Source organism: Trinickia sp. (genome assembly GCF_057351765.1).
Window position 1 is genome coordinate 16091 of sequence record NZ_JBMRBK010000025.1, and the last position, 18098, is coordinate 34188.

At 64.0% G+C, this 18098-nt stretch carries 14 protein-coding genes; 9 read left to right on the forward strand and 5 right to left on the reverse strand.

The genetic code is table 11. The annotated features are described in order from the left end of the window. The first annotated feature begins 2 nt into the window (after positions 1–2). The 4 genes from bioB to ACO1XS_RS06835 all read left to right on the forward strand — a co-directional run bounded on the left by bioB (position 3) and on the right by ACO1XS_RS06835 (position 3782). Complete coding sequence (gene bioB, locus ACO1XS_RS06820; RefSeq protein WP_486390292.1) at positions 3–1046, forward strand: biotin synthase BioB; 1044 nt, start codon at positions 3–5, stop codon at positions 1044–1046. Positions 1047–1230: 184 nt separating this feature from the next. Then, positions 1231–2211 carry a 2-hydroxyacid dehydrogenase gene (locus tag ACO1XS_RS06825; RefSeq protein ID WP_486390293.1) on the forward strand — a complete coding sequence of 327 codons (981 nt, stop codon included), beginning with the start codon at positions 1231–1233 and terminating at the stop codon, positions 2209–2211. A 58-nt stretch (positions 2212–2269) separates the two neighbouring features. After that, positions 2270–3193, forward strand: coding sequence for a hydroxymethylglutaryl-CoA lyase (locus tag ACO1XS_RS06830; protein WP_331570095.1), 924 nt, complete (start codon positions 2270–2272; stop codon positions 3191–3193). A gap of 46 nt (positions 3194–3239) precedes the next feature. After that, positions 3240–3782 carry a YbaK/EbsC family protein gene (locus ACO1XS_RS06835; RefSeq protein ID WP_414720248.1) on the forward strand — a complete coding sequence of 181 codons (543 nt, stop codon included), beginning with the start codon at positions 3240–3242 and terminating at the stop codon, positions 3780–3782. A 247-nt stretch (positions 3783–4029) separates the two neighbouring features. On the opposite strand, the gene ACO1XS_RS06840 is transcribed toward ACO1XS_RS06835, so the two are convergent. Then, positions 4030–4977: a DMT family transporter gene (locus ACO1XS_RS06840; protein WP_331570097.1), complete on the reverse strand. Its 948-nt coding sequence runs from the start codon at positions 4975–4977 to the stop codon at positions 4030–4032. Positions 4978–5104: 127 nt separating this feature from the next. Here ACO1XS_RS06840 and ACO1XS_RS06845 point away from each other — a divergent pair, with 127 nt between their 5' ends. Next, on the forward strand, positions 5105–5626 hold the full coding sequence (locus tag ACO1XS_RS06845; protein ID WP_486390294.1) for an Lrp/AsnC family transcriptional regulator: 522 nt from the start codon (positions 5105–5107) through the stop codon (positions 5624–5626). 78 nt (positions 5627–5704) lie between these two features. Here the strand turns inward: ACO1XS_RS06845 and ACO1XS_RS06850 are convergent, their stop codons facing one another. Beyond that, positions 5705–6616 (reverse strand): alpha/beta fold hydrolase, encoded by a 912-nt coding sequence (locus tag ACO1XS_RS06850; RefSeq protein WP_331570101.1) that lies wholly within the window; start codon positions 6614–6616, stop codon positions 5705–5707. 193 nt (positions 6617–6809) lie between these two features. Here ACO1XS_RS06850 and ACO1XS_RS06855 point away from each other — a divergent pair, with 193 nt between their 5' ends. Both ACO1XS_RS06855 and ACO1XS_RS06860 read left to right on the forward strand, forming a co-directional pair. Next, positions 6810–7769, forward strand: coding sequence for an NAD(P)H-dependent flavin oxidoreductase (locus ACO1XS_RS06855; protein ID WP_331570103.1), 960 nt, complete (start codon positions 6810–6812; stop codon positions 7767–7769). Positions 7770–7958: 189 nt separating this feature from the next. Then, on the forward strand, positions 7959–9590 hold the full coding sequence (locus ACO1XS_RS06860) for a transcriptional regulator (protein WP_486390295.1): 1632 nt from the start codon (positions 7959–7961) through the stop codon (positions 9588–9590). 115 nt (positions 9591–9705) lie between these two features. Here ACO1XS_RS06860 and icmF read toward each other — a convergent pair whose 3' ends face one another. The 3 genes from icmF to ACO1XS_RS06875 all read right to left on the reverse strand — a co-directional run bounded on the left by icmF (position 9706) and on the right by ACO1XS_RS06875 (position 15137). Further along, positions 9706–13068: a fused isobutyryl-CoA mutase/GTPase IcmF gene (gene icmF, locus ACO1XS_RS06865; RefSeq protein WP_486390296.1), complete on the reverse strand. Its 3363-nt coding sequence runs from the start codon at positions 13066–13068 to the stop codon at positions 9706–9708. Positions 13069–13180: 112 nt separating this feature from the next. Continuing rightward, entirely contained in the window at positions 13181–14284 is a 1104-nt protein-coding gene (locus ACO1XS_RS06870; RefSeq protein WP_486390297.1) for a porin, read from the reverse strand. Between the two features lie 370 nt (positions 14285–14654). Further along, on the reverse strand, positions 14655–15137 hold the full coding sequence (locus ACO1XS_RS06875; protein WP_331570111.1) for a hypothetical protein: 483 nt from the start codon (positions 15135–15137) through the stop codon (positions 14655–14657). A 295-nt stretch (positions 15138–15432) separates the two neighbouring features. Here ACO1XS_RS06875 and ACO1XS_RS06880 point away from each other — a divergent pair, with 295 nt between their 5' ends. Then, positions 15433–16434 (forward strand): bile acid:sodium symporter family protein, encoded by a 1002-nt coding sequence (locus ACO1XS_RS06880; protein WP_331570113.1) that lies wholly within the window; start codon positions 15433–15435, stop codon positions 16432–16434. Positions 16435–16813: 379 nt separating this feature from the next. Continuing rightward, positions 16814–18088, forward strand: a complete 1275-nt coding sequence (locus tag ACO1XS_RS06885) for a GGDEF domain-containing protein (RefSeq protein ID WP_486390298.1) — start codon at positions 16814–16816, stop codon at positions 18086–18088. The last annotated feature ends 10 nt before the right edge of the window (positions 18089–18098 follow it).

Here is an 18098-nt window from a genome sequence, read left to right on the forward strand (position 1 = left end):
ACATGACATCAGCACAGACTGCCGCCCCTGCCGCTCCGGCCTCGACATCCGCCACCGAACCCGGAAGTGCCGCCGCATCGCGCTGGCGCGTGGCCGATGTGGTCGCGCTTTATGCGCTGCCGTTCAACGATCTGCTCTACCGCGCGCAACAGGTGCATCGCGAGCATTTCGACGCCAACGAAGTGCAGCTTTCGACGCTGCTCTCGATCAAGACCGGGGGCTGCGAAGAGGATTGCAAATACTGCTCGCAGTCTGCCCATTACGAGACCGGCCTCAAGGCGGAAAAGCTCATGGATGTCGATGCCGTCCTCGCCGCCGCCCGGACTGCGAAGGAAAACGGTGCTACACGTTTTTGCATGGGGGCGGCGTGGCGCAATCCCAAAGAGCGCCATATGGAGCCGATCGAGCAGATGATCCGAGGCGTCAAGGCGATGGGGCTCGAGACCTGCATGACGCTCGGCATGCTCGAAGCGCATCAGGCGAAGGCATTGGGCGAAGCGGGCCTCGACTACTACAACCACAATCTCGACACGTCGCCCGAGTTCTACGGACAGATCATTTCGACACGCACCTACGAGGACCGGCTTCAGACGCTCGATCGGGTGCGCGACGCAGGCATCAACGTTTGCTGTGGCGGCATCATCGGCATGGGCGAGTCGCGCCGCGAACGTGCGGGGCTCATCGCGCAGCTCGCGAATCTGGACCCTTATCCGGAGTCGGTGCCGATCAATCATCTGGTCGCCGTTGAAGGCACGCCGCTCGAGGCAGTCGAACCGCTCGATCCGTTCGAATTCATCCGCACGATCGCCGTGGCCCGCATCACGATGCCGCGTGCGATGGTGCGCCTCTCGGCAGGCCGGCAGCAGATGAACGATGGGCTGCAAGCGCTCGCATTTCTGGCCGGGGCGAATTCGATCTTCTACGGCGATGTGCTGTTGACGACGGGCAATCCGCAAGCCGAGAGCGATCGCAAGCTGCTCGAGCGATTGGGGATGCGTGCCCAGGGCGCGGGCGCCATGCCGGGCACTGATAAGGGCGGTTGCTAGGCCCCTTGTACCCTATCCTCCAGGCGGATCACCCTGAACTGGCTCGACGGACCAGGCTCGGCTGCTTCCGCCGCGAGGTAGTGCATCGGGCGGCCGATGTCGACACGCGACGCAAGCACGTAAAATACTCAGCTTCGAGCCATTCGGCGCGCAACACGCGCGCCAAGCCATCCGCCGAGTCCGCATGAAAGTTCTCTTTTTCGCGCCCGAAACGGGCGACGCCGATGCATGGCGCGCGTCGCTTGCGCGCGTCCTGCCCGACGCCGACATTCGGGTCTGGCGCCCCGGCGATACGGCCTACGCCGACTACGCGATCGTCTGGCGCCCACCGCGCGAGCTGTTCACCGCGCGCGAGGGGCTCAAGGCGGTCTTCAACCTCGGCGCGGGTGTCGATGCGATCCTGCGTTTCGAGCGGGAAGCGCCGGGCACGCTTTCTCCGGACGTGCCGCTGATTCGCCTCGAAGACACGGGCATGGCCGCGCAGATGAACGAATACGCGGCGTACGCCGTTTTGCGCTACCTGCGCCGCTTCGACGAATACGAACTCATGCAGCGCAGCGGCGAGCCTCACTGGCAAGTGCTCGATCCGCATCCGCGCGAGACGTTCGTCGTAGCCGTGCTCGGGCTGGGCGTGCTCGGCACGCAAGTCGCGCGCACGTTGGCGTCGTTCGGCCTGCCGGTGCGCGGCTATAGCCGCAGCCTGAAGACGCTCGACGGAATCGAAACGTTCGCGAGCGATGCGGCGCCGGGTGCCGCCGCGCCGGGCGCCGCCGCGCTCGACGCATGTCTCGAGGGCGCGCGGGTGGTCGTCAATCTCCTGCCGAGCACGCCCGAAACCGAAGGCGTTCTGAACCGGCGCACGTTCGGGCGTCTCGCGCGTGGCGCTTATCTCGTGAATCTCGCGCGTGGCGCACATGTCGTCGAAGAAGACCTGCTCGACGCCCTGCACGAGGGTCGGATCGCAGCCGCAACGCTCGACGTCTTCAGAGAAGAGCCGTTGCCCGCGGGCCACCGCTTCTGGCGCGAACCGCGCGTGACGATTACGCCGCATATTTCCGCGCAAACGCTTCGGGAGCCCGCCGCCCAGCAAATTGCCGCCAAGATCGCCGCGCTTTCCCGCGGCGAAGCCGTGAGCGGTATCGTCGATGTAGCGCGCGGTTATTAACGTTGCGTATGCTGTCGATTGTGAGCATTCCTGAACGAATTGAATCCGGAGACATCCCATGTCATTGCCGCGCGCAGTGAAGATTGTCGAAGTCGGCCCGCGTGACGGGCTGCAAAACGAGAAAGCGTTCGTGCCGACCGCGGTGAAGATCGATCTCATCGACCGGTTGTCGGAGGCGGGGTTTGCGAACATCGAGTCGGCCTCGTTCGTTTCGCCGAAGTGGGTGCCGCAAATGGCCGACGGCGCCGAGGTGATGGCAGGCATTGCGCGCCGCACCGGTACGCTCTATTCGGCGCTGACGCCGAATTTGCGGGGTTTCGAGAGTGCGCTTGCCGCACGGGCGGACGAGGTCGTCATCTTCGGCGCGGCGAGCGAGGCGTTCTCGCAGCGCAATATCAACTGCAGCATCGCGGAAAGCATCTCGCGCTTCGAGCCCGTTGCACGTGCCGCACAAAATAACGGGCTGCGGCTGCGCGGCAGCATCTCGTGCGCGCTCGGCTGTCCCTATCAGGGCGAAGTGCCGGTGCCGGCCGTGGTGGACGTCGTACAGCGCATGGCCGATCTCGGCTGCGACGAAATAGACATCGCCGATACGATAGGCGTGGGTACGCCGAAGCTGACCCGCGAAGTGTTGTCGGCCGTGACGAAGGTTTTCGCGCGCGAGAAGCTCTCGGGCCACTTCCACGATACCTATGGGCAAGCGCTCGCCAACATTTACGCGGCGCTGCTCGAAGGCATCGAGATCTTCCACGCGTCGGTGGCGGGTCTGGGTGGATGCCCCTACGCCAAGGGCGCGACCGGCAATGTTGCAACGGAAGACGTGCTTTACCTGATGAACGGTCTCGGCATCGAAACCGGGATCGATCTCGATCGCGTAGTGGCCGCCGGTGAGTTCATCTCGAGTTCGATCGGCAGAGCCAATGTGTCGCGTGCGGGCCGCGCGCTGCTAGCGAAAAGGGAAAGCCAACAGGAATCGGAGTAAGGCGCCCGCGCGCCGGCTCATTCATCCAGATAACCAGCGTTTTACCATGAGCGACGAACACTATTTGCCGAGCAATATGCCGGAGACTCCCGATGCCTCGGAGCCTTTGGATGCGCTGCCCGAATCGGCCCGGCGCGTGGCACTGTTGCTGCGCGAATGCGGCCATGAAAAACCCGTGGTGATGCTGCCGCAAACGGGCAAGACGTCGGCCGAGGCCGCTTCGGGGCTGGGCTGCTCCGTCGCCCAGATCGCGAAATCGATCCTCTTCAGACGTCGCGACGACGATGCGCCGGTGCTCGTCATCGCAAGCGGCGCGAATCGCGTCGATGAAGAGAAAGTGGCACAGCGCGTGGGCCCCGTCGCACGCGCCGATGCGAAATTCGTACGGGAAAAGACCGGTTACGCGATCGGCGGCGTCTGTCCGATCGGCCATGTCACGGCACCCGTGACGCTGATCGACGAGGACTTGCTGCAGCTCGATAGCTTGTGGGCGGCTGCCGGCCATCCGCATGCCGTGTTCAATCTCTCACCCGAGGAATTGATCGCGCTGACGGGCGCACCGGTGGCCGATGTGGCGCTGCGGGCGTGAGGCCGTGCGGCGCCGCTGGGCGAGCCCTGGTTCGCGCTCGAGCGCGAACCGCGGCCCGCAAAAAGAAAAGCCGCTCGCCATAACGGACGAACGGCACAATTTTTTCGACGTGATCAGCGTCATATGGATGATACCGACGCGCGCTGCATCGCCGCATCGGTGAAATCCCTGCACAGCCCGGCGCAGTTCGGGGCAAAGTAGCAGCGCTGGCGACGGCGCGTCTCCGCGCAAGCTGGCCAGTCGCGAATTACTCCACTCCCCTGGCCAAACGGCGCCGCAGCTTGCCCTGCTTCATCGCCTGAGCCAACTTCGATTTCCTCAAAGCCGGCCCCAAGTTGACGCCGGCCGCCGCCATCAGAATCATCGCCGCGCCGATCCATTGGATCCATTGCAGCGTCTGCCCAAACGCAATTCGATCGACGATGATCGCAACGACGGGGTAAATGAACGACAGCGCCCCCGTCATGGCTGTCGGCAACTTCTGGATCGCCCCGTAGAGCAGGACGTACATCAACCCAGTGTTGACGATGCCAAGCGTCGCGAGATTCGCCCAAGGCCCGGCCGTCCGAGGCAGCGCATGAAAATCGACGAACGGCATCAGCATCGCCGCACCGAGTGCGACCTGAATCAACGCGATCAAATGCGGTGGCGTGCCGGCCAGCCGCTTCGTGATGATCGACGAAACCGCGTAGCACAGCGCGGCGCCGAGTGCGAGACCGATGCCTTCGAGGTATTCGCCGGGCAGGGCCAGCACACTCGGTTCCACCTTCACGACGAAGACGAGCCCGACGAACGCGACGACGAGCCAAACTACCGTGGACACAGTGATGCGTTCGCGGAAAACGATCGCTCCCAGCGCCACGAGCATGAACGGCTGCGTGTTGTAGGCAGCGGTCGCCATCGAGATCGAAGCCCGCGAATAGGCGGCGAAGAGCAGGACCCAGTTCGCCACGATAGCCGCGCCGCCGACCGAGGCCCAGCCGACGACGCGCCACGACAGCGCGTCTCGCCGGATCAATCCCAGCCGCGCGCAGACGATCGCGAGCGTGGCCGCGCCGAGAACGCAGCGCACGAATACGATATTCAGCGGCGATTGCCCGGATGTCACGACGAGCCAGCCGATCGTGCCCGACATCAGCATCGCCGCACTCATTTCAAGCGCGCCGCGCCGGATTCCCTGGTTTTGATTCGTCATCGCTTGACTCCCTTCGGCATCGGTTTCGGTGCAGGTTCGACGCACTCCAGTCTAGCGATGACACACGCTCGAACACAGCGCTAAACTAAGGCCGTTTAGCGAACCGGGCTTCGAAACGAAGGAAAAAATGGGAAAACGCCTTTCAGACCCGCCGGAGACGGCGGGCGGCGCGCTCGACGCGATCGATCGCACCTTGCTGCGGCTACTCGCCGAAGACGGGCGTGCGGCCATCGCCGATCTGGCCCGTGAGGTCGGCCTGTCGGCGCCGAGCACGGCCGAGCGGCTGAGACGACTCGAAACGCAAGGGGTCATCGGCCGTTTCACGATCGAAATCGACCCGCGCGCGCTCGGTTACACGATGCAGGCCATCGTGCGCGTGCGGCCGCTGCCCGGGCAGCTTCATCTCGTGGAAGAAGCGATCCGGCACATCCCGGAGTTCGTGGAATGCGACAAGGTCACCGGCGAAGACTGCTTCGTCTGCCGGCTGTATCTACGCTCGATCGAAGACCTGGACGGCATTCTGTCGAAAGTCGCGGATCGCGCGGAAACGAACTCGTCGATCGTGAAGTCGACGCCGATTGCCCGCCGGCTTCCACCGCTCGACAAAGCTCCGGAGCCGGCATCGCGCGTCGCCAAACGGCCGCGGTGAGGAAAAAGCGCAAGGAAGCCGTCGAATGAGATCCGCGCGGATCCTTCGCCCGCCCGCGTTGATTCTTTTGCGCCGGGCTCAATGCATACGGGGGCTGGCTTCCGGCTCAAGCGCCTCGAAAAACCCGAGCATCTCGGCGACCAGCGCATCGGGCGCCTCCTCCGGCACGTAGTGGCCGCATTCGAGCGCGCGCCCGCTCACATCGCGTGCAACGCGCCGCCACTCGGCCAGCGGGTCGAAGCATTTCGCGACGGTGCCGTCGGCGCCCCAAAGCACGCGCAGCGGACACGCGATACGATGACCGCGCTCGATGTCGGCACGGTCGTGTTCGAGATCGATCGTCGCCGAGGCCCGGTAGTCCTCGCACATGGCATGGACGGCACCCGGTTGACGCAGTGCGTCGATATAGGCGCTCAATGCCTGCGGCGCGAACGGCGCGAGCCCCGCATGGCGAGACCCCATGACACGCTCGATATAGACCTTCGGATCCGCGCCGATCAGCGTTTCGGGCAGCGGCTCCGGCTGAATCAGAAAGAACCAGTGAAAATACGCGGTCGCGAACGCCCGCGTCGTCCCCTCGTACATCGCGAGCGTGGGCGCGATGTCGAGCAGCATGAGCCGCTCCACGGCATCGGGGTGATCGAGCGCCATGCGATGCGCCACGCGTGCACCTCGGTCATGGGCACACACCAGGAACCGCTCGAAGCCGAAGTGACGCATGACGGCAACCTGATCGGCCGCCATCGCCCGTTTTGAATAGGGCAGGTGCGTTTCGTCGCTCGCCGGCTTGCCCGATGCGCCGTAACCGCGCAAATCCGTCGCGATCACGGTGAAATGCTCGGCGAGCCGTTCCGCGCACCGGTGCCAGATCATATGCGTCTGCGGATGCCCGTGCATCAGTAACAGCGGTGCGCCCGAGCCGCCCTTGAGACCATGGATCTCGGCTCCTTCGGTCGCGACGCGAAACGGGGTAAAGTCGGCGAATGTCATCGGTTCGCTCCTGCCTCTTCTCATTGTTGGCGTAGCTTCACATTCTACGGATGTGGCCGCGCCCGGTTCGTTCTACGGCACACCAATCCTAGAACCTGAACACTCCCTCCAAACCTCTGCGCCGTATCGCGAACCGGCGCTCGTATAATCGAACGATCGTTCTCTTACCGATCGTTGCCGAAGGAGGCTGCACATGGCCTTGCCCGCCGTCCTCAAGAATCTGGCGCTGCCCGTCATCGCATCGCCGATGTTCATCGTCAGCTACCCCGAATTGGTACTTGCCCAATGCAAGGCGGGCATCGTCGGATCGTTTCCGGCGCTCAATGCGCGGCCGGCCGAGTTGCTCGACGAGTGGCTCACGCAAATCGGCGAAGGGCTTGCCGAGCATAAGGCGGCCCATCCCGACGCAATCGTCGGACCGATTGCCGTCAATCAGATCGTTCACCAGTCGAACGCGCGGCTCGAACAGGATGTCCGTGTGTGCGTCGAGCACAAGGTGCCGGTTTTCATTACGAGTCTGCGCGCGCCGGTCAAGGAAATGATCGACGCCGTGCACAGCTACGGTGGAATCGTGCTGCACGACGTCATCAATCTGCGTCATGCGCAAAAGGCGCTGGAAGCGGGCGTCGACGGGCTCATCCTCGTCGCGGCCGGCGCGGGCGGCCATGCGGGCACGCTGTCGCCGTTCGCGCTGGTGGGCGAAGTGCGGCGGATGTTCGACGGGCCGATCGTGCTATCGGGCGCGATCGCGAATGGCGGCTCGATCCTCGCCGCGCAGGCGATGGGTGCGGATCTCGCCTATATCGGCACGCGCTTCATCGCGACACGGGAAGCGCATGCGCTGGATAGCTACAAGCATGCGATCGTCAATGCCACGGCGGCCGACATCATTTATACGAACCTGTTCACCGGCGTGCATGGCAATTACATTCGCGAGAGCATCGTCAATGCGGGGCTCGACCCGGACGACCTGCCCGCGTCGGACAAGACGAAGATGAACTTCGCGGGCGATAAGGCGAAGGCGTGGAAGGACATCTGGGGCGCGGGGCAAGGAGTGGGCCTGATGGACGACGTGCCGACCGTGGGTGAACTCGTGGCACGGCTTACGCGGGAATACGAGGAGACGCGGGCGCGTCTCGCGGGCGGCAAGTAATCGTTCGAGGCATGCCGTTTGATTCTCCGACGAAATCGGGGGCGGAGGAACGAGCTTGACCCTCGTGCACCGACAGCACTCCCAGGCCGATACGCGATATTGATCGTGCGGGAAACGACTTGTACGCGGTCTTTACATGATTCCCGATAAATTAGAGCACTCCCTTGGCTTTCCTTTGTCGGGATATTCATGAAAGTGCTCGCGCCTCAGATGCTACGCTCGACCGAAACTTCGGGTCTCGCGCTTGCTGCCGCCGAATCCCAAACGATCGAGCCGTCGCGCCCGCGGTCGGTGCGGGACAGCAGCCTCGGCAAGCTGCTCACCTCGCGCAAGAACGCAGTGACTCGTCGTGTTGCCACACCTTCCTGGCTCCCCTCGAGGGTTGCTGTCGCTGCGCCGCGCGATAGGAGTGCTTGCCGCAAACTGGCGGACTGGCTGGGCTGCAACAAAGCCGGAGTCACCCCGCTGGCACTCAACCGGATGCCAGACGCCTATGCGATCGAAGCAGCCGGCAACGCTAGCGCCGGCTCGACCTATACGTACGACGGATTGCTCGCGCACGACCTGTTGAATCTGGCTGGTGCCGGTTTTTCGGCTGCAGCGGGCAGAGCCCTTGCGGCGCGCTACCGCGCAAGGCTGGAGACCATGTTGCAAGCCGAAGTCGATGCCGTCAGAAAAGCATCGGCACAAGAGCAGCAGGATCGCCGATGCGGCCGGCCATCGCTCAAACCGGCCAACGACGACGAACGCGCACGCTATCCGGCGCTCGAAGCGCACTACCGAGAGGCCGATCCAGCCTTCGTCGGCAACCTGATCCTGACGCGCGACCGCAACGGGCAATGGCAATACGATAAACAGAAGCTGATCAGGATCGCCCATGACGATCGCCATCCTCGGGTGCGCCATGCGCGCGACGTGTTGACGCTGATGTATATCGGCACGCACCAGGGCGCTCACCGGCGCAACGACGGGGTGTATCACGCGATCATCGCGGGACTTGGTTCGGCGGCAAGTGCACTGATGATCGCCGGTACCCACGGTGCGGCGCTGCCGGTGGTGGCTGCAGGTTATGCGGTCGCCAGCGCACGCGAATTGCTTTTTCTCAAGAAGCCGTTCATCGAAGAACGACAGAAGCTGCGCGATGCGAAGGCAGAGCTGATGACGCGTATCGTGAAGCACAGCCTAAGCGGTTTCGACAAGAACGGTGCGGGACATATCGGAGCTGCGAACCGGCGCACCCCTGAGTGCGAAGTGCCAGACGACTTGCCGCTCGAAGCCACAGCCGGCATCGTCGCCGCGGCATTCGCCAATGCGGAAAAGAAAGTGGCAAACCGAAGCGTCGGTAGGTGGATCCCCGGCGCCCTGATCGACCATCGCAAATCCACCGCGGCCAAAGACGAGGAGCGAAGCATAGTGGTCAATCACGCGCTCGACATCATGCGCGACGAACTGGTGCGAGCGGAACGCAAGTCGGCCAGTGCACTTAGCGAACTGCTCGATATTGCCTACGACCCCGATCTGTCGCTATCCAGCCGCGTCCGGAAGTTGATGGCGCATGTGAAAGAGCAGCCCCGCCTGCACGCGGTCCATGCACTCCTCACCGATATGGGCATGCGCAAAGGCGAAGCGCTCGAAGTCGTGGCACGGCTCGTCGAATTCCAGTTCGCCGTGTCGGGCCGGCTCGACAACGGCAATCCATTGCGGGCCGATGCTGCCCGGCTCGCGAACCTGACCGGTCAGCCGCAGTTGAAACAGGTACCGCGGGCCGCGCTCGAAACAGCGATCAAGGAGGCATTCCAGCGGCGGCTGGTGCTCGGTTAGGCGCAGTGCTTTCGCCCATCCGTGGGCGCGTAGCGGAATAAACTCCGTACGGCCGCGGAGCCAGGACCGCCGCTGAATCTCCTCGGTTTTAATCGATAGGCGCCGCCATCCACACTCACATCGTCCGCCGATACTGCCCCCCTACCTCGAACAGCGCGTGCGTGATCTGCCCGAGCGAGCAGACGCGCACCGCATCCATCAATACCGCGAACACATTCTCGTCGTCGATCACGGCCTGCTGCAAGCGAGCGAGCATGGCCGGCGCCTCGTCGCGATGGCGCGCCTGAAACGCGGCGAGGCGTGTCAGCTGACTTTCCTTTTCCGATTGCGTCGAACGCGCGAGCTCGAGCGGCGGAGGAGCTTCATGCCCATGCGCTCCGACGAACGTATTGACGCCCACGATCGGATAAGAACCGTCGTGCTTGCGATGTTCGTACTGCATCGATTCGTCCTGAATCCGGCCGCGCTGGTAACCTGTCTCCATCGCCCCGAGCACGCCGCCGCGCTCGGTCAGGCGATCGAACTCGGCCAGTACCGCCGCCTCGACAAGATCGGTCAGCTCCTCGATGATGAAGCTGCCCTGATTCGGGTTCTGACTCTTCGCGAGTCCCCACTCGCGATTGATGATGAGCTGGATCGCAAGCGCGCGCCGCACCGATTCGTCGGTCGGCGTGGTGATGGCTTCGTCGTATGCGTTGGTGTGCAGCGAATTGCAGTTGTCGTAGACCGCGATCAGCGCCTGCAACGTCGTACGGATATCGTTGAAGTCGATCTCCTGTGCGTGCAGGCTTCGTCCCGAAGTCTGCACGTGGTACTTCAGTTTCTGGCTTCGCTCGCCGGCGCCGTACCGCTCGCGCAGCGCAACGGCCCAGATGCGCCTCGCCACTCGGCCCAGGACCGTATATTCGGGCTCCATGCCGTTCGAAAAGAAAAACGAGAGGTTCGGCGCGAACGCGTCGATCGGCATGCCGCGCGCCAAGTAAGCCTCCACGTAGGTGAAGCCGTTTGCCAGTGTGTAAGCGAGCTGCGTGATCGGATTCGCGCCTGCCTCGGCGATGTGATAGCCGGAGATCGATACCGAGTAGAAGTTGCGCACCTCGTGCTCGATGAAGTACGCCTGAATGTCGCCCATCACCTTGAGGCTGAACTCGGTCGAAAAGATGCAGGTGTTTTGTCCCTGGTCTTCCTTAAGAATGTCCGCCTGCACGGTACCGCGCACGTTGTGCAGCGCCTCGGCGCGCGCAGCGGCACGTTCGTCGGCGCTCGGCTCGGTGCCTGCCTCGGCCGCGCGCGCGGCAAGGCGTTCGAGCGCCTGATCGATCGCGACATTGAAGAACATCGCGAGAATCGTCGGCGCCGGACCGTTGATCGTCATCGACACCGATGTGTTCGGCGCGCACAGATCGAAGCCATCGTAGAGCGCCTTCATGTCGTCGAGCGTCGCCACCGATACGCCGGAATTACCGACCTTGCCGAAAATGTCGGGACGTTCGTCCGGGTCCTCGCCGTAGAGCGTCACGGAATCGAACGCAGTCGAGAGCCGCACCGCCGGCATGCCCTTCGAAAGGAGCTTGAAGCGGCGGTTCGTGCGCATCGGATCGCCCTCGCCCGCGAACATCCGCGTCGGATCCTCGTTCTCGCGCTTGAACGGAAAGACGCCGGCCGTGAACGGAAAATGGCCGGGCAGATTTTCGAGCGAGAGCCAGCGCAACGTCTGCCCGGGATCGACGAACTTCGGCAGCGATACCTTGCGCATCGTCGTACCGGAAAGCGTCGTCACCGTCAGTGCATTACGCATTTCGCGACCGCGCACGGTCACCGTATGCTCGTCGCCCGAGTAGGCCGCCTGCGTGCGCGGCCATGCTTCGAGCAACGCTTTCTCGCGCGCGCCCAACTGCGTTTCGCGCGCCTCGATCAGCGCGTCGAGCCGTGAAAGATCGGCGGCCAGCGGAGCCCACGCGGGCGGCTGCGCGCCGCGCGCCGAGACATCCGCCTCGGCGAGCATGCGCCGCGCTTCGAGCAGCTGCCAACGCTCGCGCGCGAGCGTCGACTGCGCCTCGACCTGATCGCGGTAGCGGCGGACGGCCTCCGCGACGTCGGACAGATAGCGCACGCGCGCAGTCGGTACGATCGCGCCGCGCGCGCTCGAATGGCGAACACTCACGCGCGGCAGCCGCCCGCCGTCCTGGGGCTGCGGCAGTCCGAGTTCGTGCAGCGATGCCGCGATGCGCTGATAGAGCGCGGTCACGCCGTCGTCGTTGAAATGGGCCGCTATGGTGCCGAAGACGGGCATCGCATCGGGCGGCTCGCTCCACGCCTCGCGGTTGCGCTGAACCTGCTTGGCAACGTCGCGCAATGCATCGGCCCCGCCGCTGCGGTCGAACTTGTTGATGGCAACGAAGTCGGCAAAATCGAGCATGTCGATTTTTTCGAGCTGACTCGCCGCGCCGAACTCGGGCGTCATCACATACAGCGAGCGAGCGGCGTGCCGCACGATGGCCGCATCGCCCTGTCCGATTCCCGACGTCTCGACGACGATCAACTGAAAGCCCGCGACCTTGCATGCGGCGATCGCATCGGGCAGCACGTCCGGGACTTCAGTCGCGGCCTCGCGCGTGGCGAGCGAGCGCATGAAGACGCGCGGCCCGTGCCCCCAGTCGCCGATCGCATTCATTCTTATGCGGTCGCCGAGCAGAGCGCCCCCCGATTTGCGGCGCGACGGATCGACGGCGAGCACGGCAATCGGCAGCGCATCGCCGTAGTCGAGGCGAAACCGACGCACGAGCTCGTCGGTCAGCGAAGATTTGCCGGCGCCGCCCGTGCCCGTGACACCGAGTACCGGCACCTGTGCCGCGGCGGCGCGCGCGGCGAGCGCGGCACGCGTTGCGGCATCCACATAGCCGCTTTCCAGCGCCGTAACGAAGCGGGCAAGCGTTCTCCAGGCGCGCTCGCCCTCGGCACATGGTAGATCGTCGAGATTGACCGGCACGCCATGCTCCTGCGCCGGCGCGGGCGAGTGCTCGCGGCAGCGGGCGATCATATCGTCGATCATCCCTTGCAAGCCGAGCCGCTGGCCTTCCTGTGGCGAATAGATGCGCGCGACGCCGTAGCGTTCGAGCGCCTCGATTTCGTCGGCGACGATCACGCCCCCACCGCCCCCGAATACCCGGATACGCTCGCCTCCGCGTGCGCGCAGGCAATCGATCAGATAGCGGAAATACTCGATATGTCCGCCCTGATAGCTCGATACCGCGATGGCATCGGCGTCCTCGTCGAGTGCGGCGCGCGCCACTTCGTCGACACCGCGGTTATGGCCCAGGTGAATCACCTCCACACCGCCGGTCTGCAGGACGCGGCGCACGATATTGATCGCGGCGTCGTGGCCATCGAAAAGCGCGGCCGCAGTCACGAAACGCAGGCGGGCAGGCGCTTTCGGCGCCAAATCGCCGACGGGCTGCGGCGTCGATAAATCGGTCATGTCTCCCCCATTCTCACGGGTGCTTTTCGCAGTATAGGCAACTGCCGCGAGGGGGCTCGGTGCTCCCCGCGCCGTTATGCGAAACGGAGCACCGGGGGAGCGCAGCAGGGCATCAGAACTTCGCGCGGATGCCGGCGCCCACGGTTTGCCCCGTCGACAATCCGCTCAACTTGTCGTAGAGATAGGCCGCATAGACGTCGGTTCGCTTCGAGAGCGGGTAATCGTAGCCGAGCGCCCATGAGCGGCGCGTTTGATCGAGGCCGCCGCCGTCACGCGAATAGGCGAACGAAGCCATGATGGAACCGGGCCCGGCCGGCACCGTCACGCCGCCTTGGCCCGTATTGACGTGCCAGCTGCCGCCGCCGAGCTGGTCGTTCTTCGTATACATGTATTGCGCATAGAACTTGGCGAACTTCAGATCGTAGCTGGCGCCGAGCTGGCCTACGCTCTGGCTCTTGAACGGCACGACGCTGCCGAACGCCGGCGGCACCGCGAGATCGCCGGGGCTGTTATTGAAATTGACGTACTGGAATACGCCCGTCGCGGCAAACGGGCCATGGAAGTAAAGAAATTGCGCGCTCCACTTTTTCGCGCCGTTCTGGCCGGCCTGATTCCCGAGCCCGTACATCACGCTACCCGATAACCCGTTGAAATCGGGCGTCGAGTACTGCACCGCATTGTTCCATCCCGAGTCGCCGACCACGCCGATATCGGTTGCGTAGGTCGCGCCGGTCGGCACCGCGGTGTTGCCGAGGAACACGTGGTAGACCATCGGCGAGAACGTATACGAATCGATGAACGGGTTGAACAGGATCGTCGAGACGAACAGATGCGTCGTCAGACGGCCGGCCGTGACGGTCCCGTAAGGCGACTGAATGCCGACGTAAGCATTGCGCGAGAAAAACGAATCGCCCGTGAAGCGGCCGAAGTTGCCGTTTTGAGCCCGGAAGAAATCTTCGAGCGTGAAGACCGCCTTGTAACCGCCGCCGAGATCCTCCGCACCCTTCAAACCCCAGTAGGACGTGGACATTCCGCCACCGCCGACGGTCCATGCCTTCTGGATGCCTGGAAATTGCTGCATGCCAACCCAGGTATCGACCTGGCCGTAGAGCTGCACGCTCGATTGGGCGTAGGCGGCCGAGCCTGCCGCGGCCACGCTCGCGGCGGCGGCCAGTCGCAAACTGATCTTCAGCGCACGGCTGACGGTGCTTTTCATGAATTCTCCTATCGACGGACTCGGCGCTCGCGCACTGTCCCGGTCAATGCTGTGGTTGATTGGCATACGTCCGCGCGAACCGCTATGCCCGGTTCGCTCCCGGTTGGGGCGATGTCATCGTCGCGGACCATTTTTCCGGACAAAAATAAGTTTGCTTATTGCGGGTATAGCGGTTCGCATAACCGCGCGTTTGGCGCGCCGATTTCGGGCTTGGGGATTATGTTGACGCAGGCCGATGCGAGGTCAAAATTGTTTTGTCTTACCAGTGCGATACGGCGGCGCGCAGCGCTGCTCGCATGCAAAAAGTGTGGCGTGTTTGCATCACCCGTGAACGCGACGCGGGCGCACGCGGGCAATACCTCTTACCGGCCTAGTTGCGGTAGATGGAGGGGTCGGGCGGTCGCGAGCCGGGCGCGGGGGGACGGGGAACAGGGCGCGAGGTATCGCGCTCTTCGTTGTAGCGCGTCACCGCGTCGCGGATCGAACCGGCGCGCAAATAGGTGGCATTGCCTTGCGCCCGCGGCACGTTGCGTGCGTCCTGACTGATGGGCCGATAGGGGAAGCCGGAGGGCGGCGCGCTCGGCGCACCGACGAGACGCCCGCCGCGGCGAGCGCCGCGAGCGAGGGGGCCCTTGGGGCCGCGCCGCTGACCGTCCTCGGTATGGGCCGTCTGATAGAAGCCGGGCTCGGATCGCCCGGCGGAACGCGGCGCCTGATCGAGCCCGAACGGGCTCGCATGCGGCCTGAAACTGATGTTGTCCGCGTGCGGCTGCGCCCGCGCGAGCGGAATCGCGGCCGCGCAAAGCGCAACTGCCGTCCAACGTAAGAGGGTGTTGAAACTCCAATCCGCCATGATCGATTCAATCGCCCCCAAGCCCGGCACCGGGCGGTGCCGCACGCCATCCTTACCTGAAGGTCGTCGGAAGATTGGCTTTCGGGGGCCGCGTCCTGGTGTAATTTATGGGGCCCCCGGAAACGTGTCGAGGCAAAAAGTGTTAGGTGGGCGACGCCGTTGTAACGCGTTGTTACCGGTGGTGGTACTGTGGCGTCTTTTTCCTCAAACGTGGCGCGGCGGGCTGCCTCGATGAGCGCAGCATGCGTTCGTCGCCTGCCGTACGTCTCGTGGCCGCCCCATTCGAAAGGTCGTCATGCCCCGCCTGCCCTTCGTGATTCCCGATAACTTCACCCTCTCACTCATCGGCACGGTCGCGCTGGCGAGCGTCTTGCCCTGCCGCGGCGAAATCGCCGTCGCCGTGAACGTCGTCACGAATGTGGCGGTCGCGTTGCTCTTCTTTCTGCACGGTGCCAAGCTCTCGCGCGAAGCCGTGATCGCGGGCGCCACACATTGGCAATTGCATCTACTCGTGCTGGCGAGCACCTTCGTGCTCTTCCCGCTGCTCGGCCTGGCGCTGAAGCCGCTCATGGCGAGCTTCGTCACGCCGACGCTCTATATGGGCGTGTTGTTCCTCTGCACGTTGCCCTCCACCGTCCAATCGTCGATTGCGTTCACGTCGATCGCAAAGGGCAATGTGCCGGCTGCCGTTTGCGCGGCATCGGCCTCGAGCCTGATCGGCATTTTCGTCACACCGGCACTCGTCAGCCTCGTGCTCACGCATCAGACGAGCGCCTCCCGCTCAGCCTGGCATACCGTCGGCGATATCGTGCTGCAACTGCTCGTGCCATTCGTTGCGGGGCAACTGTTGCGCCCGGTTATCGGCCGATGGCTCGATCGCAATCGGCGCGTACTGCGATTCGTCGATCAGGGATCGATTCTGCTGGTCGTCTATATGGCGTTCAGCGAGGCGGTAATCGAGGGACTCTGGCATCACCTGTCCGCAGGCACGCTGGCAGCGCTATTACTCGTCAATGGCGCACTGCTTGGCGCCGCACTCGTCATTACGGCCTGGACCGGCAAGGCCTTACGATTCGACCGCGCCGATCGCATCACCCTCATCTTTTGCGGTTCGAAAAAAAGCCTGGCCTCGGGCATTCCAATGGCGAAGGTCATCTTTTCGGCTCAAGCGGTCGGCGCGATCGTGCTTCCGCTGATGCTCTTCCATCAGATGCAGCTCATGGTGTGTGCCGCGCTGGCTCAACGCTGGGGCCATCGCCATGCTCAAACCGCGGAGCGGCCGGCCGACGCGCCTTGAACGCGCCAGCGCCATAGCGGCGCTATTCGTCATATCAAATAAAAATATAATCGAATGGAATAGGTCGATGCCGTCGTGCGGCATAACCCGGCCGAATGCAAACGGCAAACGTTTGCAATTGTTTGCAATTCGGCTGCGATTATTACGGCCCGAAAATGGCAGATTGCGGCAAACTCTTTTGCCGACATGGATATCTCGCCACGGGTACCGCGCAGGCGCCCCTGTCGTACTGCGCACGGTGCGGCGCAGCATTTTCCCGCGCGGTTACGGAATATCGTAAAAATCATCGCGCGGCATATTGGACGATATTAGAATGGCGTCTGCGAGCGGGGGGCGCTTTCCAAAAACGCCGCAGTTGCACTTTCAAGAGAGAAAATAAATGAGCAGCGAGGACCAGACTGACGAGGACCGTCAGGGCACGGCTCATTGGCCTCGTCGCAAGAGACGCTGGCGGGGATGGCGCGCCACGACGATCGACACGTCCGATGACACTCCGTCGTTCGACGATTACGCCGCGGAACGCCTGTGGTCATTCCTGTGCGCGCAGTTGGGAACGGCGCTGTTCGGTTATGTGGCGTTCGTTGCCGGCGACATCTGGCTGCGCCATCACAGCGGCCACGCCGCGGCTGGGTGGCCCGGCGTTCTGAGCGAGCTGGGCGCGCTGCCCGCGATGCCGATTGCCGCCGCGCTCGTGGTTGCATGGAGCCGGCGCGGCGCATTGCGCGCGAGCATCGCCGCGCTCGTCGCCATTGCCGCGCTCGAAGCCGGACTCGCCTGGCATGTCCTGCAATGGGGCCCGCACGCCCAGTTGCTCCTGCCCGCGTTCGTACTGATTCCGCTGACGTTCAGTCCGGTATTGCTGCGCCGCTGGGATTTCGCGGCCGCCACCGTGCTCTCCATGGCCGGCCCGCTGGTACTCGTGCAGTGGGGCGCGCCCTCGGCGGGAGAGCGGTTCGGGCTGATCCTTTCGATGTTCGTCGCCGTTTGCACGAGCCTCGTCGCGAATCTCTTCGCGCTGCGCTCGCAAAAAAAGAGCTTCCGGCTCGAACAGCAGTTGCGAGCGTTCGCCGACATGGATGAACTGACTCAACTGCCGCGCAGGCGTCGTGTCTTCGAATTGGGTCGGCGCATACTGCAGCGCGCGGAACGCCATCGTCAGCCGTTCTCGGTCCTCTATATCGATGCCGACCACTTCAAATCGGTCAACGACCGGTTCGGCCACGAAGCGGGCGATCGGGCGCTGCGCCTGGTCTCGCGCGCGATCCAGGACGGTCTGCGGCCGAACGACGTCTGCGGCCGCTTCGGCGGCGAGGAATTCGTCGCGCTGTTGCCGAACACCGACCGGGACGATGCGGCGCGCGTCGCAGAACGGCTGCGCAAACGCGTCGAGGAAGTGCGGCAGTTCGAGGTTGCGCTGACGATCAGCGTTGGCGTGGCGCAACACCTGCCAGGCGAACAGATCGACCGCGTGATCCGGCGCGCGGATGCGGCGCTGCTCGATGCGAAAGGCAGCGGACGCAATCGTGTGGTGATCGCGCCGCATCCGTCCGATACAGACCCAACCGCCGGCATCGCGAAAGACGCCAGCCGCGTATCGGGCGCGCCACGCGAAGCTCAGACGGCGATACAGCGGCAGGAACTCGCCGCTGAGTGACGCCGAATTC